The sequence below is a fragment of the Vibrio sp. 10N.222.52.C3 genome (assembly GCF_041474195.1).
In the GTDB taxonomy this organism is placed as follows: Bacteria; Pseudomonadota; Gammaproteobacteria; order Enterobacterales; family Vibrionaceae; genus Vibrio; species Vibrio crassostreae_C.
The window spans coordinates 988-21,870 of the sequence record NZ_JBFRTQ010000133.1 but is presented as its reverse complement, the minus strand read 5'-3'; the positions used below and the strand labels follow the sequence as shown (position 1 = coordinate 21,870).

20 protein-coding genes are annotated in these 20,883 nt (G+C 44.3%); 6 read left to right on the top strand and 14 right to left on the bottom strand.

Annotated elements, in window-relative coordinates; all coding sequences use genetic code 11:
- From AB4517_RS18860 to aqpZ, 5 genes are all read left to right on the top strand, one after another.
- Positions 1–825 (top strand): substrate-binding domain-containing protein (locus tag AB4517_RS18860; RefSeq protein WP_372149186.1); only part of this gene is annotated, 825 nt, incomplete at its 5' end.
- A 68-nt stretch (positions 826–893) separates the two neighbouring features.
- The gene (locus AB4517_RS18855; RefSeq protein WP_372149184.1) at positions 894–2,627 is read left to right on the top strand and encodes an alpha-glucosidase; all 1,734 of its coding nucleotides are present in this window, start codon (positions 894–896) and stop codon (positions 2,625–2,627) included.
- 59 nt (positions 2,628–2,686) lie between these two features.
- On the top strand, positions 2,687–4,315 hold the full coding sequence (locus AB4517_RS18850) for a PTS transporter subunit IIBC (RefSeq protein WP_017070319.1): 1,629 nt from the start codon (positions 2,687–2,689) through the stop codon (positions 4,313–4,315).
- Positions 4,316–4,394: 79 nt separating this feature from the next.
- Positions 4,395–5,201, top strand: coding sequence for an endonuclease/exonuclease/phosphatase family protein (locus AB4517_RS18845; protein WP_019823193.1), 807 nt, complete (start codon positions 4,395–4,397; stop codon positions 5,199–5,201).
- A gap of 242 nt (positions 5,202–5,443) precedes the next feature.
- Positions 5,444–6,133, top strand: a complete 690-nt coding sequence (gene aqpZ / locus AB4517_RS18840; RefSeq protein WP_017070744.1) for an aquaporin Z — start codon at positions 5,444–5,446, stop codon at positions 6,131–6,133.
- A gap of 66 nt (positions 6,134–6,199) precedes the next feature.
- Here aqpZ and recR read toward each other — a convergent pair whose 3' ends face one another.
- From recR to AB4517_RS18805, 7 genes are all read right to left on the bottom strand, one after another.
- Positions 6,200–6,799, bottom strand: coding sequence for a recombination mediator RecR (gene recR, locus AB4517_RS18835; RefSeq protein ID WP_019823189.1), 600 nt, complete (start codon positions 6,797–6,799; stop codon positions 6,200–6,202).
- Between the two features lie 78 nt (positions 6,800–6,877).
- Positions 6,878–7,207, bottom strand: a complete 330-nt coding sequence (locus tag AB4517_RS18830; protein WP_017062338.1) for a YbaB/EbfC family nucleoid-associated protein — start codon at positions 7,205–7,207, stop codon at positions 6,878–6,880.
- 152 nt (positions 7,208–7,359) lie between these two features.
- Entirely contained in the window at positions 7,360–9,576 is a 2,217-nt protein-coding gene (gene dnaX / locus AB4517_RS18825; RefSeq protein WP_372149181.1) for a DNA polymerase III subunit gamma/tau, read from the bottom strand.
- Positions 9,577–9,594: 18 nt separating this feature from the next.
- The gene (apt, locus tag AB4517_RS18820; protein WP_017062340.1) at positions 9,595–10,140 is read right to left on the bottom strand and encodes an adenine phosphoribosyltransferase; all 546 of its coding nucleotides are present in this window, start codon (positions 10,138–10,140) and stop codon (positions 9,595–9,597) included.
- 161 nt (positions 10,141–10,301) lie between these two features.
- Positions 10,302–10,673, bottom strand: a complete 372-nt coding sequence (locus tag AB4517_RS18815) for a YbaN family protein (protein ID WP_029225617.1) — start codon at positions 10,671–10,673, stop codon at positions 10,302–10,304.
- Positions 10,674–10,747: 74 nt separating this feature from the next.
- Positions 10,748–10,885 (bottom strand): hypothetical protein, encoded by a 138-nt coding sequence (locus AB4517_RS18810; protein ID WP_017067606.1) that lies wholly within the window; start codon positions 10,883–10,885, stop codon positions 10,748–10,750.
- Positions 10,886–11,033: 148 nt separating this feature from the next.
- Complete coding sequence (locus AB4517_RS18805) at positions 11,034–12,137, bottom strand: response regulator (protein WP_372149179.1); 1,104 nt, start codon at positions 12,135–12,137, stop codon at positions 11,034–11,036.
- 228 nt (positions 12,138–12,365) lie between these two features.
- Here AB4517_RS18805 and AB4517_RS18800 point away from each other — a divergent pair, with 228 nt between their 5' ends.
- On the top strand, positions 12,366–13,241 hold the full coding sequence (locus AB4517_RS18800; RefSeq protein ID WP_017062344.1) for a LysR family transcriptional regulator: 876 nt from the start codon (positions 12,366–12,368) through the stop codon (positions 13,239–13,241).
- 100 nt (positions 13,242–13,341) lie between these two features.
- Here the strand turns inward: AB4517_RS18800 and purF are convergent, their stop codons facing one another.
- From purF to AB4517_RS18765, 7 genes are all read right to left on the bottom strand, one after another.
- Entirely contained in the window at positions 13,342–14,856 is a 1,515-nt protein-coding gene (gene purF, locus AB4517_RS18795; protein ID WP_017062345.1) for an amidophosphoribosyltransferase, read from the bottom strand.
- Positions 14,857–14,890: 34 nt separating this feature from the next.
- A complete protein-coding gene (locus tag AB4517_RS18790) occupies positions 14,891–15,382 on the bottom strand; it encodes a CvpA family protein (protein WP_009848678.1) in 492 nt (163 codons plus the stop codon).
- A gap of 61 nt (positions 15,383–15,443) precedes the next feature.
- Positions 15,444–16,019 (bottom strand): SPOR domain-containing protein, encoded by a 576-nt coding sequence (locus tag AB4517_RS18785; protein WP_017063432.1) that lies wholly within the window; start codon positions 16,017–16,019, stop codon positions 15,444–15,446.
- A complete protein-coding gene (gene folC / locus AB4517_RS18780; protein WP_372132015.1) occupies positions 16,020–17,282 on the bottom strand; it encodes a bifunctional tetrahydrofolate synthase/dihydrofolate synthase in 1,263 nt (420 codons plus the stop codon).
- 42 nt (positions 17,283–17,324) lie between these two features.
- Positions 17,325–18,251, bottom strand: a complete 927-nt coding sequence (gene accD, locus AB4517_RS18775; RefSeq protein WP_017062348.1) for an acetyl-CoA carboxylase, carboxyltransferase subunit beta — start codon at positions 18,249–18,251, stop codon at positions 17,325–17,327.
- 176 nt (positions 18,252–18,427) lie between these two features.
- Complete coding sequence (gene truA / locus AB4517_RS18770; RefSeq protein ID WP_004734161.1) at positions 18,428–19,222, bottom strand: tRNA pseudouridine(38-40) synthase TruA; 795 nt, start codon at positions 19,220–19,222, stop codon at positions 18,428–18,430.
- 194 nt (positions 19,223–19,416) lie between these two features.
- The coding region (locus AB4517_RS18765; protein ID WP_372058219.1) for a FimV/HubP family polar landmark protein at positions 19,417–20,883 on the bottom strand (1,467 nt) is incomplete at its 5' end.

The window sequence follows — 20,883 nt, the reverse complement described above, 5'->3', positions numbered from 1 at the left end:
ACCCCTAATATATTTGCTCGTTCCATTCGTAGCCAATCTAATATTATTGGTTTCGTTGCTCCTCGCATTGAGTCATACACAACTAGTTTAGTAATCAAAGGGGCACTGGCGGCTGCCAATGAATCACAAGTACGAATGCTTTTTCATGCCTCAGGGTTTAACCATGAGTCAGAATGCCAAGCTGTGAGAGAGTTTAATGGCTTAAATGCATTGGGCACTATTATTATTGCTTCAAAGCACAGTGTCGAAGAGACGTTTTATCAAACCTTAGACAATGTGTTATTTATTGGTAAAAACACCCCCCACCATTGCTGTTTATATTACCCCGACCATGCTGCAATTAAAGCACTCGTTTCCCAAACCATCACTCAGTTAAAACAACAGCAGGCACCGCTGGCAGCCGTACATTATATTTATGATGAGCGTATGCTTTCCAGCCGTACTAAGTTGATGCAAGCCACCATTACTGACACCGTCCCTGAGTTGAATTTTTCACTACAAGCTCTAGCCAACTCGGAGGACAAAGCCGGCTACCAGGCAATTCAATTACAGCCTAATCATGTCTACTTTTGTGCCACCGATAATATTGCTATTCGTTTATATCGTCGCGCCAAAGAACAGCAACTCAAGATTGGTCATAACTTATGGATTGTAGGCATGGGTGACTATGACTACAGCGATTTGTTAGTCCCAAGCCTGACTACTGTCGCTTTTAACTACTATCAAGTGGGCTACCAAGCTGTCAAAAAATTGCTCAAGCGCGATTTCAGTTCCGTTGAAGGCACATTCGACATAAGAATGAGAGAAAGTTCACAGTTTCTCTGAAATTGTATTGAGTCCAAATAGGTTCCATTTAACACTATGTGTTAACGATAACACACATAGTATAACCGATGACACTCGCTAATAATCTACACTCAAAACCACTCGCGTGGTGGAAGAAAGCAACTGCCTACCAAATTTATCCCCGTAGTTTTTATGATACAAACCATGACGGTATTGGTGACATCAATGGGATCATTGCTAAGCTAGATTATCTTGCTGATTTGGGCATTGATTTAATATGGATCTGCCCATTCTACGCATCACCGAATGATGATAACGGTTACGATATCAGTGACTATCAAGCGATTCATCCTGACTTTGGAACCCTTGAGGATGTGGATAAATTAATCACTGCTGCTCATGAACGTGGCATTCGCATTATTATGGATTTAGTGATAAACCACACTAGCGATGAGCATCCATGGTTCATCGAATCGCGAGATAACAAAGATAGCCCTAAGCGTGATTGGTATATTTGGCGTGATGGTTGTGAGCCTACAGCTGAAAAGCCGACTTGCGAACCAAATAACTGGGAAAGTATTTTTCATGGTAGTGCATGGGAATATGATGACAAAACTGCACAATATTATTTGCACCTATTTTCTAAAAAACAGCCAGATCTTAATTGGGAAAACCCTGAAGTTAAACAAGCACTATTTAAAATGATTCATTGGTGGTTGGAACGAGGTATTGATGGTTTCCGTGTCGATGCAATTAGCCATATTCAAAAACAAGCTGGTTTACCCTCTTTACCCAATCCAAAGGGTGAAAACTATGTCTCTTCATTCGATTATCATATGAATGTGGCAGGGATTGAAAAACATCTGTATGAGTTAAAAGAGCAGGCGTTTTCGCCTTTTGATATCGTGACCGTTGGTGAGGCCAATGGGGTGACGGCCGACAACGCATTGCCTTGGGTTGCTGAAGCGACCGAGCACGATCAAGGTGGTGTTTTTAACATGATTTTTCAGTTTGAACACATGAAGCTTTGGTCGGAAGAACAAAGCAACGAGAATTTCGATCTCGTGGCGTTCAAACGCATTTTATCGCGTTGGCAAGATGCCTTAGAAGGTAAAGGCTGGAATGCGCTTTATTTAGAAAACCACGATCAAGCTCGTAGTATTGATACTTTTGCCGATCCTAACTCTAGGTATGCCAGTGCTACCGCGTTAGCGAATTGTTATTTCTTGATGAAAGGGACTCCATTTATTTATCAGGGCCAAGAGATTGGTATGGTAAATCATCAGTTTACTTCTCTTGACGAATTTAACGATGTGTCTGCGAGAAATTTAATTCAAAAGCTATCGCAACAAGGTCAGAGCGATGCCGATATCTTAGCCTTGTTAAATCAAGTATCCCGCGACCACAGTCGCTTGCCAATGCAATGGAATGACCAGGATTTTGCCGGTTTTTCTGAGGTGCAACCTTGGTTCTCGGTGAATCAACAGTATGCAGATATCAATGTTGAGCAACAACAGCAAGATCCAAATTCGATCTTAGGTTTCTATAAGCAGTTGATTGCTTTGCGTAAGTCACATGAAAGCTTAGTGGTTGGCCGTTATCAATTACTGCTAGCTAACGATCCTAATATCTATGTTTATCAACGTGTTGCTCAAGATATGACATGGACCATTATTACCAATTTAAGTCCACAAGAGAGCGTTGTTGATATCGACTGCACCCAATTAGGCGAGTTAATGCTTGATAATCAGAATATTAACAATGAACACGTTCGCTCAGATTTTATAACAACGCAAATAGCCCCCGCTTATGCCGCGTATATATTTGCAAGAAAGCACTAAATTATATTTATGGCTAGGCGCTGATAACGTTAGCCTGTATTTAAATCAAGGAACTATTTATGAGTAAGTTACTATCGTTTGATTTTTGGCAACGATTTGGGAAGTCCCTTATCGTTGTTATCGCGGTGATGCCTGCCGCTGGTATCATGATATCACTAGGTAAAGTGGTCGCAATGTATGCGGGTGGGTTTGGTGCCATTGAAACACTAGGCGCTATAATGGAAAACATAGGTTGGGGGATCATTGTTAACCTTCACCTATTATTTGCGGTCGCGATTGGTGGCTCGTGGGCAAAAGAGCGTGCAGGTGGCGCATTTGCCGCGCTAATTGCCTTCATCTTAATCAACCGTATCACTGGGGTTATATTGGGCGTGGATAACGCTATGCTCAGTGACCCAGAAGCGGTTGTGATGAGCCTATTTGGTTCTGAGTTACCTGTCTCTCAATTCTTCACGAATATTTTGGGTGCTCCTGCCCTAAATATGGGTGTGTTTATCGGTATTATGTCTGGCTATTTAGGTGCCAACTTATTTAACCGCTATCATGACTTCGCTCGCTTACCTCAGGCATTAGCATTTTTCAACGGTAAGCGTTTTGTACCTTTTGTTGTTATTTTCTATTCGCTGATTATTGCGTTTGGTTTATCTGTAATATGGCCTTTAATTCAAGGTGCGCTTAATGATTTTGGTCAATGGATTGCCACCTCTAAAGACACTGCGCCGATCACTGCTCCTTTCTTGTATGGTACGTTAGAGCGTTTATTACTGCCATTTGGTTTACACCACACTTTAACTATTCCAATGAATTACACCGAGTTGGGTGGTACTTATGAGCTTTTGACTGGGATGAATGCGGGCTCAAGTGTTTATGGTCAAGATCCATTATGGCTTGCTTGGGTCAGCGATTTAAATAATCTTAAATTAAGCGATCCGACAACTTACCAACACCTGTTAGATACGGTGCACCCAGCACGCTTTAAAGCAGGCCAAGTTATTATCGCAGCCTCTTCATTGATTGGTATTGGACTTGCGATGTATCACTGTGTTGATAGTGATAAGCGCGCACAATATAAGCCAATGTTCTTATCTGCCTGTCTTGCTGTGTTATTAACCGGTGTGACTGAGCCTATTGAATTCATGTTTATGTTTATCGCTCCCGTTTTGTATGTTGCACATGCTGTGTTAACAGGAGTTGCATTTGCGTTGGTCGATGTGATGGACCTACGTGTACATGCCTTTGGTTTGATTGAGTTACTCACTCGTATACCTATGATGGTTTCAGCGGGCATCGGTGGTGATCTGGTTCGCTTTGCATTAGTTTCTATTGTTTTCTTTGTGGTTAACTATGGATTGTTCCGCTTCCTAATCGTGAAATTGAAGTTACCAACACCGGGTCGTATGGGTAACTACCTGGATGAAAGCTCAGAATCGATGTCAGAAGATGAGAAGATGAACATTATTATTCAGAATTTAGGTGGCCGTGCCAATATTGCTGAGATTGATGCTTGTATGACTCGCTTGCGTATTACAGTTAATGATCCGAAGTTGGTTGCTGAATATGCGTCATGGAAGCCGACAGGGGCTCTTGGTGCTGTGATTAAAGAACAGGGTGTACAAGTTATTTATGGCCCTGGGGTGGATGTTATTAAATCTAAGTTAATAGAGAAATATTCAGCACAACCTGCGTAATTCTTTTTAGATCAAATAACCTCGAGAAACGCAGCCTTGCGCTGCGTTTTATCTCACTAGAATAAATAAGTGAATAATAATGAAGTTAATGACACTAAATACCCACAGTTGGCAAGAAGAAAAACAGCTAGAAAAGTTAGATGTGGTCGCGCAAGCCATTATCGAGCAAGGGTGCGATGTGGTTGCATTACAGGAAGTGAATCAACATCAAGATAGCCCGGCCGTTGATGCCAATATATTAACCAATCACACTGTGTTGGCGAATAACTATGGTTATTTATTACAGAAAAAACTCATGGAATACGGTCATCACTACCAACTTACGTGGGATTTCGTTCATCAAAGTTATGAAGTATATCAAGAGGGGCTCTCATTTTTAACGCGACTACCGATTGTCGAACATGAGGTCATTGATTTAAGTGATAACTATGATGTGAGCTTTTGGAAACATCGGCGAGCAGTGCGTATTAAAGTGACCTCTCAACAGGGTGATTTTAATCTTTATAATTGTCATTGTGGCTGGTGGAATGACTCAGAGAACTCATTTGAGGATCAGTTCGACCGAATCAAGGCAACTTTACCAACAGAGTTGAGCTTTCTATTAGGCGATTTCAACAACCCAAGCCATATACGTAATGAAGGCTATGATTACGTATTACAACGCGGTTTGATGGATTGTTATGAAGTTGCTGAAATCAAAGATGATGGAACCACTGTCATTAAAAACATTGATGGTTGGGAACAAAATAGCCAAGCGCTACGCATTGATTTAGTACTTAGTAATCAGCCTGTAGTGGTAAAGCAGCATAAGGTGATTTTTAATCACGATTTTTATCCGGTTGTATCAGATCACTTTGGGGTGTTGGTAGAAGTAGAACTTACTTAATTTTTATCAACTCATCGTAGTTTAAATAAAAAGAATACTGACACAAATACGGCTAATTATCAGGTCACTCTTACTTGCTAAAATAGCGATAGAATACGACTGACCTTAACGATCTTTAGTGCGAGTTCGAAGTGATTACATAAGATTCTCTGTTCTTTCTTTCAACTATATACACAAGATTTCACACTTCTGCGAAATCTAAACTATCTTGTTGATACTGGTACAGATTAATAAGGATCGTTATGAATAGGTATATCGCAGAAATATTCGGTACATTTTGGTTGGTGTTAGGTGGTTGTGGTAGTGCCGTCTTAGCCGCTGCTTTTCCCGATGTAGGTATCGGCTTACTCGGGGTTTCCCTCGCGTTTGGTTTAACCGTACTCACCATGGCTTTTGCTATTGGCCATATATCCGGCTGTCATCTCAACCCTGCTGTTACAATTGGTCTTTGGAGCGGTGGCCGCTTTGATGCCAAAGACGTCGCACCTTACATTATTGCCCAGGTCATTGGCGGTATTATCGCGGGCGGCGTGCTATTTGTGATTGCTTCAGGCCAAGCTGGCTTTGACGCTGCGGCATCTGGCTTTGCTTCAAATGGTTATGGTGAACACTCACCGGGCGGCTACTCGCTCACAGCAGCTCTCGTTTGTGAAGTGGTCATGACCATGGTGTTCCTATTCGTGATCATGGGCGCAACTGATTCAAAAGCGCCTGCTGGGTTTGCACCCATTGCGATTGGTCTCTGTTTGACCTTGATTCACCTTATCAGTATTCCTGTAACCAACACCTCTGTGAACCCTGCTCGAAGTACCGGCGTGGCTGTATTTGTCGGTGATTGGGCCGTTTCGCAATTGTGGCTATTCTGGGTTGCACCGATTATTGGTGCCGTGATTGGCGCGATGATATACAAAGCGGTAAGAGGTTCAGATTAAGCGCTGAAAAACGTCTAAAGCAATAAAAGAAAAAGCCGCTTAGTGATGCTTCACCAAGCGGCTTTTTTAGATCTTATGACGACCGAGTAAGGAGTGCGAAAGCGTGGTGCCATCCACCAGCTCTAGCTCACCACCAACGGGAACACCATGAGCGATACGGCTAGCGTTCACTTCATGGGCATTACATAGCTCAGCAATGTAGTGCGCTGTCGCTTCCCCTTCAACTGTTGGGTTAGTCGCTAGGATTACTTCAGAGATATCACCACGACGCAGGCGGTAGTCCAAAACATCGAGACCGATGTCACTTGGACCAATACCATCAAGTGGTGAAAGGTGGCCCATCAATACAAAGTAACGGCCTGAATATTGTCCTGTCGCTTCTATTGCTGCAATGTCTGCTGGGCTCTCTACTACACAGATTTGACCATTTTCCTGACGTTTAGGATTGGTACAAATGTGGCAAGTATCTTCTTCAGTAAAAGTACGGCACTCATTACAGTGACCAATTTCGGTCATTGCTTGGCTAAGAGCTTCAGCCAACTGTAGGCCGCCTTTTCTATCGCGCTGTAACAAATGAAAGGCCATACGCTGCGCCGACTTGGGGCCAACCCCAGGTAGACAACGTAAGGCCTCCATCAAATGCTCCAGCATATGACTGGTACGCATATTTAACCGTTCTAATGTTCAAGTAATAGCCTGTTCAACACAAACCACCACCTGAATTAACCTTTAAGAATAAGTTACTTAGAAAGGCATCTTCATACCTGGTGGAAGTTGCATTCCGCCAGTTACGCTAGCCATTTTCTCTTTTTGAGTTTCTTCAACGCGACGAGCCGCATCGTTGAAAGCAGCAGCGATAAGATCTTCAAGCATCTCTTTATCGTCTTCCATTAGGCTTTCATCGATATCAACACGGCGAACGCTGTGGCTACCAGTGATCGTTACTTTTACAAGGCCAGCACCTGACTCACCTGTAACTTCCATATTTGCGATTTCTTCTTGAAGCTTTTGCATGCGCTCTTGCATTTGCTGGGCTTGCTTCATCATGTTGCCCATACCGCCTTTACCAAACATGTTAATACTCTCTGGTCTAATTGGTTTATTAAAATTAATTAAGCTATACGAGCTTAAATGGGGGTTAAAACAGTGTGATTCAACCCCTCGATGTTCAGTTCTCAGATTTGCTTATCTGGGATGATATGCCGGTCACTAAACAAGAAAACGTTCTAGATAGGACGAACGCTGTCTCTGTCGAGTTCAGCGGCAAAACGTCTTTCAATGAACTGTACGTTGGCATCGTTTTCTAAAGCGGTAAACGCGTCTTTCAACTTACCTTGATACAGTCGTTCTCGTAATTCTAGCGGCGTTTCTCCACCATCACCGATTTCAACACTCAAATGACACTCTTCTCCAAGCACAGTATTGAGAGACTGCAATAGCTCACTCTGCGCACGGTCGGTATTCAAATGAGCTTGGCTCGCTCTTAACGTTAAAGTGATTGATGTGTCGTTTTTAGCAAACACTGAGTTCAATGCTAACTGTTCAACAAGCTTGGCTGTCTCTAGCTTTTGAATCGTGGCTGACCATTCATCTTGAGCAATCGACTCTTGAAGCAATTTATCGACCATTTCTGGTGTCTTAATATGCTCCAACGCACGCTTGATCTGAGTAGGTGTAAGCTCTTTGCTCACCTCTTTCACTACAGGTTTAGACGGTTTCCAGCGATAAGGTTCATTATCGTTGGTCACATTTTCTGTCGAAGAGGATGATAAAGAAGCTGGCGACACCCGCTCAGAACCACCGTGTTGCTGAGCAACTCGATCAAGAACTGAAGTTTTAGCTGGTGTCGCTTTAGCCTTTTTTGGCGCCGAGCCTTTGTTTTCTGTTGCCGAACTGCCTCTACGTTGAGAACGTAATTGGTGGCGTAAACCACTCACAGGCGAAGTTGCACGCGCTGGCTGCTCTTGCGGAGCAGAAGGTGCAGCGCTTGGCTGTTGAACCGGACTCTGGTTTTGATAATTCGTTTGTTGCTGCTGAGGCTGCTCTGCACCGTAGCTTGGACGCTCATCATAAGCAGGAGGCGCGTCATACTGGCTATGCGGGTAATCCTGCTCAGGATAACCTTGGTTGCCTGAATGTTCAGCGTAACCTTGCGAATCTGAATACTGTGCTGGATTCTGCTGCACGGGTGGCTGCTGCATAGCTTGCTGTTGAGGCGCCTGTTGTTGCATCTGAGGCTGTCTCGGAGCTGCCATTGGCGCAGGTTGACTCACTGACTGAGTAACGTTCTGAGCTTGAGCTGCTGGAACTGGCGCTGGGCTTGCCGACTGAGTCGAGATTGCCGTAGCAACCGCTTGTTCAGCTGGTCTAAATGCCAACATGCGTAAAACCACCATCTCAATACCAACGCGAGCGGTTGGCGACAATGGTAAGTCTTCACGACCTTTCAACACGATCTGGTAGTAGAGTTGAATGTCTTGTGGGCTAAGCGCTTTGCTCAGTAGTTCAAGCTTCTCAGCGTCAGGCTGTGCCTTATCTAGTGTAGATGGCAAAGCTTGGAACATCGCAAGACGATGCAGTTGAGTCGCAAGCTGATTCAGCAAACCATCCCACTCGACACCGTTCTCAGCAAGGCTTTGGATACACGCCATCGCTTGCTGTGGCTGCTTACTGCTAATCGCTTCAAGCAAGTGGATAGCTTGGTCGGTATCCAGTGTTCCTAGCATGTGAGCAACAGTATCTGTTACGACATTGCCGTTACCTAATGCGATAGCTTGGTCTGTAAGGCTTAGTGCATCACGCATACTGCCATCAGCAGCATGAGCAATCATTCCAAGCGCACGAGATTCAGACGTCACATCTTCTTGTTCAAGAATATGATCGAGCTGCTCGTGAATATTATCAACGCTGATCGGCTTAAGGTGGAACTGCAAACAACGCGACAAGATAGTCACTGGAAGCTTCTGTGGATCCGTTGTTGCGAGCAAGAATTTCACATACTCAGGCGGCTCTTCTAAGGTCTTTAGAAGCGCATTAAAGCTGTGCCTAGAAAGCATGTGTACTTCATCGATTAGGTAAACCTTGAAGCGACCACGTGCAGGCTTGTACTGAACATTGTCCAGAAGCTCGCGGGTATCTTCTACCTTAGTACGTGATGCCGCATCAATCTCAAGTAGGTCAACAAAACGACCTTCATCGATTTCTTTACAGGTTGCACATTCACCACAAGGTGTTGAGGTAATGCCTGTTTCACAGTTGAGCCCTTTAGCAAACAAACGGCCGATGGTCGTTTTACCGACACCTCGTGTACCGCTGAACAGGTATGCATGGTGCAACCTGTTCTGGCTAAGGGCATTCTCTAATGCTGTTAAAACATGGGCTTGACCAACCACTTCTTTGAATTTGGTTGGTCGCCATTTTCGCGCTAACGCAAGATAGCTCATGAATAATTCCGAAAAGGATTAATGACCGTCGAATTCGCAGATGCTAAACACTTCTAGACCTAAGCCTTGTAAGCGCTTGTCACCACCGATTTCTGGAAGGTTAATAACAAATGCAGCGTGTTCTACCACACCACCAAGCTGACGAATCAACTTTGTTGTTGCTTCAATCGTACCGCCCGTTGCTAGCAAATCATCAACCATCAACACTTTATCGCCTTCAACTATAGCATCAGTATGGATTTCTAGAGTGTCGGTGCCGTACTCAAGCTCATAAGATTGTGCCACAGTTTGACGAGGCAGCTTGCCCGGCTTACGAACAGGAATGAAGCCAACACCTAGCTCAAGTGCCAAAGGCGCACCAAATAGGAAACCACGAGCTTCAGTACCAACGATCTTAGTAAAGCCCATGTCCTTGTATGTTTCCGCTAGCAGGTCGATAGTCGCTTTGTAAGCTACTGGATCTTCCATCAAGCTTGTTACGTCACGGAACAAAATACCCGCTTTAGGGTAATCAGGAATGCTTTTGATGCTTGCTTTGATCAGAGAGATTTTTTCTGTGTTCATAATCTTATGCACTTCATTAGGCCGCTTTCCAAACTCTCGTTAACGAATCAAACATCAACGCTCGGAATTAAGGAAAGGTACGATTGGTATTCATTGCAACGAGAGTCATAACTCTGATTGCTGAAATAATAAACGCCCGCTATACAAGCAGGCACACTGGCTTAATGGTAGTGATTTTCTTTGCTGTCAGCAACCAACTCATGGGTTGGAAGTCGCATAAACCATGTGAGAAGAATAACAAGTACACAAATTAGGAAAGCCTTGACCCAAATGATAGGGGCAAAGTAGATGGATAACGCAAAACTCAACAAGATAAAGAATACGCCACGCGTTTTAACTTGTTTGGTGACGGCACCGTGTTGATACCAATTGTTCAGCAAAGGACCCAGCGTTTTGTGCTCATGCATCCATTTATGAACTTTCGGATTGCTTCGCATGAAGCATGCGCTGGCAAGAAGGAGAAAAGGAGTGGTTGGCAGAACGGGCAAAACTATCCCTAGAACTGCGAGAAATATACAAAGGCCACCAGCAATATTGAGGCTTAAAACTCGAACGCTAATTGTGGCCTCCTTGAGTTAGCTATCACCAATCGGCGACGACAGCTTAACTAGAATGTTGCGTAACCATTGAATACACGGATCAACGTAAGTGTTGCTGGTAGCAATGGAATCATTAAAAATGCGGCTAAAAATCCTAAAAAGTAGAATACATTAAACGGGTCTTGAAAGTCTTTGTTATCTGCCATGATTGCTTCTTGTTTTTGTTAGTGAAGGTAAGTATCCGGCGAACCAAACCCGCTTTGCTAAATCGACATTTAACAAAAAAGGCATAGCCACACCATTTGCGCAACTATACCTTAATCAATTATTCACAAAAACCGAGGAAATATAGGGTTAATCAGTAGACCCTTGGTGTATGTCTAAACTAAAACTTGCCGCTCCAAGTAGGCTCAACGACAGTTGGCAGCCCTGTTCGATCGGAAGGTCCCGCGTAATAAAGTTCTTCTTGCAGTTCTCACCCAAGCGCTCACCTGCTGCAATATATTGATTCAATTCACCATTCGACCATTGCCCGTCTAGACCCGCAGGCAAAATGGAGATGGTTCCCTCGGCAAGGTCAGCAACACCAAACAAGGCATTCACTGGGGTGGAGCATTTAGAGCAACGAATCCCCTTCTCTAAGATTTCAGCAATATCTTTGAGATCAACATTAAAATCTTTTCTGTTTCTTATGTAATCGTGGAACAGCGCTCTCACTAACAATGTTGTCGCGGAGCCGCCATTATCAGACGACGATGAATCGACGAGGTAAAAAGCAAACTGCCCGTTCATCATCCACGCATAGTCAAACACAAGTGGCATCATCTCTGTTGATTGCAGTAACCGGTAACTGCAACGCCATGAGCCTTGTTGCGTATCTTTCTCTGGAAGCAGCGCATGCAGTAAGTCTTTTGCTGCGCTTGGGTTATCTTGAAGGTAATTCAGGTGCCAATGCAGTTCTTGGTCTTCAGGGATCTCTCCCCCATCATCCACACAGAACCATTGGCTCGAAAAATCTCGTTGGTCTGAAATGTTATCGAACGAATCTGTCAATATATTCGCAATCGCACTTCCTAGGTGACGGTGATCCTCTAACGGCTTCGCCAAGAAGTCTTTAATACCAAATCGCAAGGCTTTCGCCACGTCAGACATATCATCAGTGCCAGACACAACGATCATAGGCAGTGACGGGTACTCTAAACTGAGCTCTTCCACAAGCTCTATGCCATCAAGTATTGGCATTGATAAGTCACACACAATTAAATCTGGCGCTGAGTCTCTAAGTTTCTGCAAAGCGTCCAGTCCATTTTCAGCCTCAACCACTTTATAACCGACCTTGTCTAGGTACGCGCTGGTTATACGGCGAAAAATAGGATCATCATCAACCAACATCACGCATTTTTGGTTAATTACTTCCTGAACCGAGGTCATTACTGGCTGACTGTGAGTTTTGTACATAATCTATAACCTCACAAAACTAAGTCGAATTATTATTGTTATCTGTTCTAAGAACTAATATAAAACTTAGTAATAAAATGCTAAATACACAAATTTGCACTCTTTACTGGTAATTCGTGACGAGGGTTGGAATACTTGTAAATAGTGCAACGAGTTGACGTAACGCAAACATTGATCTCACTGTTACGTATAAATTAGATGAGATTGTAAACAAATGTGTCTGGATTTATGAAATTAGATGATTTAAACCTCTTTCGACTCGTCGTTGAAAATGGGAGCTACACCGCAACATCGCGCAAGACTATGATTCCGGTTGCGACCATCACACGACGCATCCAAGCCTTAGAAGATTCTTTGAACCTTAGGCTTCTCAATAGACACGCGCGTAAACTTTCTTTAACAGAGGCAGGCGAACGTTTCTTCAATGAATGCTCTCCGCTGTTGCAACGTCTCTCTTCTACTGCAGAAGAGTTAACTGACGTGTGCAAAGGCGCTTCCGGTAAGATTCGTATTACGGCACCCTCAAACCTGACCAAGCGCATGATGATGCCAATGTTCAGTGAATTCATGATTCAATACCCTGATATCAATATTGAGCTGATGATGAACAACCAAGCGGATCAGCTGGATCCAACGGAGTGGGACGTAATTTTCCGAGTCGGCCCTCAGCGTGATTCAAGCCTAATCGCTCGAAAAATCAGTGAAGTCAAAGATATTCTTATCGCGAGCCCTGAGTACTTAGCGAAGAACCCAGCTCCAAGCCATGCTGAAGAGCTAGCGAACCATTCGCTACTCAAAGGCTACCCGCTGATTAAGTGGCAGCTGAGTAATTCGAATGAAGAGACGGTGGTGAATAGCGAGAAAGGCCGTTTCAACGCCAATGCGCTTAATGTCGTAAGACAAGCGTGCTCAGAAGGCCTAGGTATCACCCTGATGCCTGACGTGATGATTCGTGAATACATTGAAGATGGCAGCTTAGTGCAAGTCTTAGAAGACTGGAGCGCTAACCCTCGTGATATTTACATGCTTTATAACCACAAAGACCATCTACCAGAGAAAGTGAGATTGTTTATTGATTTTGTGATCGCATACCACATTCATTAAGGTCAATCCCCTTCTCTATAAACAAAAAACCAGAGCCGATGCTCTGGTTTTTTATTTTCTCTATCGCTAGCGAAACTCTGTATGACTAACGAAACGCTAGTTAAGCGCCTTCGTTGTGTAACTCTAAGTTAGCAAGATCTTGTTGAATCTCACGCTGAACCTTTGAGTCGTCATTACGCAAAGAGTCTAGGAAATCTAGGTACACTTGGTCGATATCGCCCGTTACATACTCGCCGTTAAATACAGAAGTATCAAAACGAGAGATGTCTTGATTGCCCATGCCCACTGCAGAAATCAGATCTGGTAGCGTTTGGAAAATCAAGGCGTCTGCGCCAATCTGCTTACAAATCGTTTCGTTATCACGACCATGAGCAATCAACTCTGTCGCGCTCGGCATATCAATGCCGTAAACGTTAGGGAAGCGAACCTCTGGAGCAGCTGAAACCATGAAGACCTTATTTGCGCCAGAATCACGAGCCATCTCAATGATCTGCTCTGATGTTGTGCCGCGAACGATAGAATCGTCAACCAGAAGAACGTTCTTACCTTTAAACTCAGAGCGAATTGCGTTGAGCTTACGGCGAACCGACTTCTTACGTTGTTGCTGACCTGGCATGATGAATGTGCGGCCAACATAGCGGTTTTTCACGAAACCTTGACGGTATGGCTTATTGATCGCTTGAGCGATTCGTAGCGCAATATCGTTTGATGTTTCAGGGATTGGAATAACTACATCAATGTCTAAGTCTGCGTACTCTTCTTTAATACGCATACCAAGCATCTCACCCATCTCAACGCGTGCGCTGTAAACCGAGATTTTGTCGATGAATGAATCTGGGCGTGCAAAGTATACAAACTCAAAGATACATGGGTTTAGTTGTGGGTTGTCTGCACATTGCTTAGTGAAAAGCTCACCGTCAAACGTTGCGTAGATAGCTTCACCTGGTGCTACGTCGCGCATGAAGTCGAAACCAACAGCATCGAGTGCTACCGATTCAGACGCAACCATGTACTCTGTTTTACCTTGAACTTCACGCTTACCAAGACACAATGGACGAATACCATGTGGGTCACGGAATGCGATCATACCGTGGCCGATGATCATCGCCGTTACGGCGTAAGCACCACGAATTGTACGATGCACATTTGCCACAGCGCGGAAAACGTCATCTGAAGTTACGTTACCTTTAACAGTATCGATCTCATGAGCTAATACGTTCAGTAGAACTTCAGAGTCAGAGGTTGTGTTTACATGACGACGGTCTTTTTCGAACAACTTCTCACGAACTTCGTTTGCGTTCGTCAGGTTACCGTTGTGCGCCAACGTAATGCCAAAAGGAGAGTTTACGTAGAAAGGCTGAGCTTCAGACGCACTTGAACTACCCGCAGTAGGATAACGAACATGGCCAATACCAACTTCACCTTGTAGGCGCTGCATGTGTTTTGCTTCAAAAACATCTTTTACTAAACCGTTCGCCTTACGCAGACGGAAACGATTGCTTTCTATGGTACAAATACCAGCGGCATCTTGGCCACGATGCTGCAATACCGTTAAAGCGTCATAAATAGACTGGTTTACAGGTGTTGAACCCACGATTCCAACAATACCACACATGTCCTAATCCTCGATTTTTCGACATTAACTGGCGCTAGAGCGCGCCAGATAAGAAACTAGATGTTGCTTGTAAATGCTCGAAGAACGGCGCAATGATTCGACTAAATTCTGGAACCAATTGCGAATTCTTCCACCACTCAGAACTTGGGAATGCAGTAAACGCATCCATGAAAAACAACACTGCAGAAACAATCAAAACACCACGTAAGCCACCAAAGACGACACCGAGGATTCTGTCTGTACCTGACAGGCCTGTTTTCTGAACTAGTTGACCGATGACATAGTTAACTAAGGCACCCACAACTAACGTTGCAACAAACAATGCTGCTATCGCAGTTCCGTTTCGAAACATCTCATCTTCGATATTGGTGAAGTACATCGCTAATTTAGCGTAGTACTGGCTAGCAATAAAAAATGCTCCAAACCAAATAACGAGTGACAAGGCTTCTTTAGCGAAACCACGAACTAAACTGATCACGGCAGAGAAGCCGATCACGCCTAAAATGACAAAATCTAACCAATTCATGAATTCTTCATCTTAAGTTGGCGCGCATTTTAACAGAAAAAATGCTGACGCAAACGTTTTCTTATGGATTTAACGGTTTAAATTTGAGCAACTGGCCTTTTGAACCCGTAATTTTTTCTAATTCCTTAATTTGTCGCTCAAGTTTGGATTTAGAGACATCCGGGCCAATAATTACTCGCGTAAAAGTTTTTTCTTGCTTGGTGTGAGCCTGATAACCGCGCTTTTGCAGATCCTTAACAACGTTTTTTGCGTTGTCAGCATTCTTCAAAGCCATCAATTGAATAATCCAAGCACTGTCTTGGTATTCATTTTTTTCAGGTACCGGCTTAACCACAACTGCCACTTTGTCTGCTTCTTTATCATTAGAAGAAGACGCGGTTTGCGTGTTTGAATTATCAGTACGACCACTTTCAACCACTTGCTCAACCGGAGAATCCGGTAGCGCTATCTGATCTTCAACGGGATCGAGTACTTCAAACACTTCAACATTACTATCAAGCTCAGGCTTAATTGGAATGCTTGCAAACTCTTCTTTGTAGTGGAGCTTCTTACCATCTAGTACATCGGGCAATACAATCACGCCAATGGCCACTAAAATGATGGTGCCGACTAACCGGCTTTGGAATTTACTTGCCATTTAGTTTCCTTTTTTCTGCCAATGCTCCAACACTTCACCCACTGTATGGAAAGAACCGACAACCAACACAACATCGTCACCTTTAACAGAAGCTAAAGCCGCTTCAAAAGCTGTGACAGGGTTTGAATGCTGCTCTACGCCTTCGGGTAGGCCTTGACACAATTCAGCAGCTGTCGCTGCGCGTGGCCCTTGCAATGAAGCTGGATACCAATGAGTTGTGATTGGCGCTAATACTTCCAATGTCGCGGGGATATCTTTGTCATGAAGCATGGCGACTACAACGTGTAAATTTTTGCCTGCATACTTCTTCGCGACTTGCTGCGCAAAGTACTCAGCAGAATGCGGGTTGTGCGCCACATCAAGCACAATCACGGGTTGTTCGCTAATTTGCTGCATACGACCTGGAAGCTGCGCATTCTTCATGCCGTTAACCACGTTCACGTCGCTAATACTAAGCTCTGATGTGCCCAATGCCATCAACGCTGTTGCAGCGTTAGGTAACGGCAGGCTTGGAATAGGTAGTGATTCTAGTTGGAATGCACCACTGCGCCAGTTCCACGTATCACCGTCAACATCATAAGTGTATTGAATACCGACTTGGTAGAACTCAGCCTTAATGTCATCAGCGTGCGCTGCAACCGTAGCCGGTGGCTTGGGTTGACCACAGATAGCGGGTTTACCGCTACGATAAATGCCCGCTTTCTCAAAACCAATCACATTGATGTCATCACCTAGCCAGTCAACATGGTCGACAGCCAAACTAGTAATCACAGAAACATCATGCTCAACGATATTGGTCGCGTCTAAACGCCCGCCTAAACCCACTTCTAAAAGCACAACATCAACCGCTTCAGTTTGAAATGCACGTAACGCCGCTAAAGTGCCATATTCGAAAAAACTCAGGCTGATTTCGCCACGCTCTTTCTCAATGAAATCGAAAGACTGAACCATCTTTTCATCAGATAGATCTTGGCCGTTGATACGAACACGTTCGTTATAGCGAATTAAGTGAGGAGAGCTGTAGACACCAACTGAGTAACCAGCGTCCAATAGAATCGCTTCCATCAGTGCACATGTTGAGCCTTTGCCATTGGTTCCGGCAACAGTAATAACATGTTGAGCAGGCTTGGTGAGGTTTGCCTTAGAGGCGACGGCCTGAACTCGGTCTAATCCAAGATCAATAGCGCTTGTGTGGATGTTTGATAAATAATCAAGCCACATCTCCAAAGAGGATGTGGCTTGAGGAATAGGTTGTTGACTCATCTAACTCATAACCATAATTAAGTTGGTTTGTTAGAAGGTACTTTACCCTTTTTCTGGCGCTTCTGGTACTTCATAAGTAGCTTCATTCGGTGAATCGTTCACAGAAACTACTAATGGTGAAGGCTGGTTGGTCATTTTAGCAACAAGGCTTGCAACGCGCTGACGCATCTCACGACGGTCAACAATCATGTCGATAGCACCGTGGTCTAGTAGGAACTCACTGCGTTGGAAACCTTCAGGAAGGTCTTCACGTACCGTTTGTTCGATTACACGACGTCCAGCAAAACCGATCAGTGCTTTTGGTTCACCAATATTGATATCGCCAAGCATTGCCAAACTTGCAGAAACACCACCCATTGTTGGATCAGTCATAACTGAAACAAACGGTAGGCCTTTCGCAGATAAACGCTCAAGCGCAGCACTGGTTTTCGCCATTTGCATTAGAGACATCAATGCCTCTTGCATACGAGCACCACCACTTGCAGAGAAACACACTAAACCACAGTTGTTCTCGATAGCAGCATCTACCGCTTTCACGAAACGAGCACCAACAACAGAACCCATTGAGCCGCCCATGAATGAGAATTCAAAAGCACACGCTACGATAGGTAAACCCAATAGTTCGCCTTTCATTGCAACTAATGCGTCTGTTTCACCACTGTTCTTTTGAGCAGCAGAGATACGTTCTTTGTAACGCTTAGAGTCTTTAAACTTCAGCTTGTCTTGTGGCTCAAGATCAGCACCTAGTTCAACACGCTCACCTTTGTCTAGGAATGTATCCAGACGACGACGTGCTTTCATGCGCATGTGATGGTCACATTTTGGACATACTTCTAGGTTACGCTCTAGTTCAGCATGGTACAGAACCTGCTCACAAGAAGTACATTTCGTCCAAACACCCTCAGGGATAGACGCTTTACGAGATGTTACGATGTTGCTTTTTTCTAAAATCTTTTCAAGCCAACTCATGGAAGACCTTTTTGTTTCGATTCTTCCGCTTGATTGCGAAAGAAATAAATTTGGGAATTATGCGTGGGAATTAAAGCACATAAAACAGCGACTGTAGATAAAAAACTGGTTGTACCTATTTCCTGGGACTATCTTACGCACTAAACCGTAATAATTTTTGAACCTAAGTCTCACATTTAGTTCAAATTATCCGGTAAAAATAGAGGACCAATTGGCTCTCGTGGTAGCTCAAAATGTTCAGGATAATCAACATCCACCAGATACAAACCTTCCGCTTTTGCAGTTGCGCCGGCTACTTTTCGATCTTTAGCTTCTAAAAGCCACTGGATCCACTCTGGTTTCTGCTCACCTTTACCTACGGCAATAAGGCTACCCGTAATATTCCTCACCATGTGGTGAACAAACGCATTCGCTTTAATATCGATCACAATGTAGTGTCCATGACGAGTCACGTTCAAGTGAATCATGTTTCTCCATGGGCTACGAGATTGACAGTGTGTTGCCCTGAACGAAGTGAAGTCATTCTCACCAAGTAAGTACTGACCCGCTTCATGCATTTTTTTCTCATCAAGATGACCATGATAATGGCTCACACCTGAATTCAAAATGCCTGGGCGTAGTGCATGGTTAAAGATAATGTAGCGATAACGGCGGGCAGTAGCCGAGAAACGAGCATGGAAATCCTCATTCACTTCTGTCGCCCAACGAACCGCAATATCTTTTGGCATGTTGGCATTCGCGCCCATTGTCCATGCCACCATTTTACGATCGACATTAGTTTCAAAGTGAACGACTTGTCCCGTACCGTGAACACCGGCATCTGTACGACCTGCGCACATAACTTCTACAGGGTGATTCGCGACAACTGAAAGAGCCTTTTCCAATTCTTCTTGGACACTTTTCACGTCTCGTTGGCGCTGCCAACCAAAGTAGTGGGTACCGTTATATTCAATACCTAAAGCAATTTTCATGTTCTTGTTCTCTTTGAAAATGGGCGAGAATTATATACGGAAATCAGTGCTAGCCCAAATAGGATGGGGCTAAAACTTCAATAAACAATCAGCATCGACCGAGACGATGCTGTTGAAAAACCAAATGAAACGATAGCGCTCTGTATCGCCTTAAAATAAAGGGTAGCCAACGCTACCCTTTCTGATTTGTAAATTTATCGACCGTTTAACGTATCGATAAGATTTTTTGCCTCTCGACGAATATCATCGCTGCCGTCAACGATTGCCTCTTCTAGAAGCTTAATTGCCCCTTGCGAGTCACTCATCTCGATGTAGATTTTGGCTAAATCAAGCTTACCCGCAGCTTCTGCATTGCTGTCGACATCATAATTGCCAATATCACCGATAACATCAGGGAATTCGTTAAGACCCACATCCAGTTTAAGCTCTTCATCGTCTGGATTAATGACTTCTTCACCTTCTTGCTCGACTTGAGCCATTAGCTCATCAATCGTCATGTACTGCTTATCACGACTGTTGCCTGATTCGGTTAGATTGTCTTGTTCAGCCCAATTCTCTTCTTTGATTTTCGGTTCAGCTTGCTGTTCAGCCGATGCCCAAATCTCTTGTTGGTCATCAGGCACATCATTATGCATGCTCGATTGTTGTTCTGGCGCTAGGTTAAAGCCTTTCCAGTCTTCGCCGCCGACTTCAAGCATGGCGTCAATATCTAACCCTGCGCTATCAATCGAAGTTGCGTCCAATGGCTTATCGAACATGTTGTCGACAGAGTCTTGAACATCTTCAGAAAGCAACTCAGCTAATGCTGTCTCATCAAAGTCATCAAAGCCTTCTAGTGGCTCGTCTTGAACCGCTGCAGGCGTTGAGTTTGGCTCTGAAGCCGCGCTCAGTGATTGTTCTGGCTGTGCAAAACCAGCCGGTTCAGAGTCTTCAGCATTCGAGAAATCATCAGCCTGACTATAGCTCTGCGGATTTGAGAACAGATCATGCAACGCATCTTGCTCTTCGCCTTGTGGGCTGAAAGAAGTCAGTGGTGTTGGCTTCTCAGCAAACGCATCAGAGATGGCTTCATCTTCACCATATTCCGGTAAATCAAACTCATCGAACTCTACGCCTTGGGCTTCCGCCACCGGCTCGGCATTGCTTTGCTCAATATCATCTAAAACAGAGTCTGCTTTTGCGCTTTCTTCATCGTACTCCGGAAGATCAAGGTCATCGAACTCGAACTTCTCTGTGTCAGGCGCTAAGTCTTGCTCTAACTGTGCTTCATCTGGTTCACTCACCACTTCCGCTAACGCATCGTCTTCACCAAACTCTGGTAGTTCGAAGTCATCAAGCGAGAATTCTTCTTCGCTTTCTGGTTTCGCAGTTTCAACTTGTGGTGCAGCATCTAACTGAGGCTCAGCGGTAGGTTGCGATTCAACACTTGATTGAGAGTCTATAGCAGGCGTTGCTGGCTCTGTTGTTGATTCAGCATCAGCTTCCGCTAGTGCGTCTTCTTCACTAAACTCTGGTAAGTCGAAATCATCAAACGAAAACTCTTCGTCGTCTTGCGCCTGAGCTATAACTTGGGCTTCAGTTTGAGGCTCAACACTTGGTTGAGCATCAATAGCTGGCGTTACTGGTTCTGGTGTTGATTCAGCATCAGCTTCCGCTAGTGC

Bases quoted from the DNA above. Each gene is read 5' to 3' on its own strand.
- AB4517_RS18850 (WP_017070319.1), top strand. From the start codon at position 2,687: ATGAGTAAGTTACTATCGTTTGATTTTTGGCAACGATTTGGGAAGTCC.
- purF (WP_017062345.1), bottom strand. From the start codon at position 14,856: ATGTGTGGTATTGTTGGAATCGTGGGTTCAACACCTGTAAACCAGTCT.
- AB4517_RS18790 (WP_009848678.1), bottom strand. From the start codon at position 15,382: ATGAATTGGTTAGATTTTGTCATTTTAGGCGTGATCGGCTTCTCTGCC.
- recR (WP_019823189.1), bottom strand. From the start codon at position 6,799: ATGCGTACCAGTCATATGCTGGAGCATTTGATGGAGGCCTTACGTTGT.
- apt (WP_017062340.1), bottom strand. From the start codon at position 10,140: ATGAACACAGAAAAAATCTCTCTGATCAAAGCAAGCATCAAAAGCATT.
- AB4517_RS18785 (WP_017063432.1), bottom strand. From the start codon at position 16,019: ATGGCAAGTAAATTCCAAAGCCGGTTAGTCGGCACCATCATTTTAGTG.
- AB4517_RS18810 (WP_017067606.1), bottom strand. From the start codon at position 10,885: ATGGCAGATAACAAAGACTTTCAAGACCCGTTTAATGTATTCTACTTT.
- AB4517_RS18805 (WP_372149179.1), bottom strand. From the start codon at position 12,137: ATGTACAAAACTCACAGTCAGCCAGTAATGACCTCGGTTCAGGAAGTA.
- dnaX (WP_372149181.1), bottom strand. From the start codon at position 9,576: ATGAGCTATCTTGCGTTAGCGCGAAAATGGCGACCAACCAAATTCAAA.
- AB4517_RS18830 (WP_017062338.1), bottom strand. From the start codon at position 7,207: ATGTTTGGTAAAGGCGGTATGGGCAACATGATGAAGCAAGCCCAGCAA.
- accD (WP_017062348.1), bottom strand. From the start codon at position 18,251: ATGAGTTGGCTTGAAAAGATTTTAGAAAAAAGCAACATCGTAACATCT.
- folC (WP_372132015.1), bottom strand. From the start codon at position 17,282: ATGAGTCAACAACCTATTCCTCAAGCCACATCCTCTTTGGAGATGTGG.
- AB4517_RS18800 (WP_017062344.1), top strand. From the start codon at position 12,366: ATGAAATTAGATGATTTAAACCTCTTTCGACTCGTCGTTGAAAATGGG.
- AB4517_RS18845 (WP_019823193.1), top strand. From the start codon at position 4,395: ATGAAGTTAATGACACTAAATACCCACAGTTGGCAAGAAGAAAAACAG.
- aqpZ (WP_017070744.1), top strand. From the start codon at position 5,444: ATGAATAGGTATATCGCAGAAATATTCGGTACATTTTGGTTGGTGTTA.
- truA (WP_004734161.1), bottom strand. From the start codon at position 19,222: ATGAAAATTGCTTTAGGTATTGAATATAACGGTACCCACTACTTTGGT.
- AB4517_RS18855 (WP_372149184.1), top strand. From the start codon at position 894: ATGACACTCGCTAATAATCTACACTCAAAACCACTCGCGTGGTGGAAG.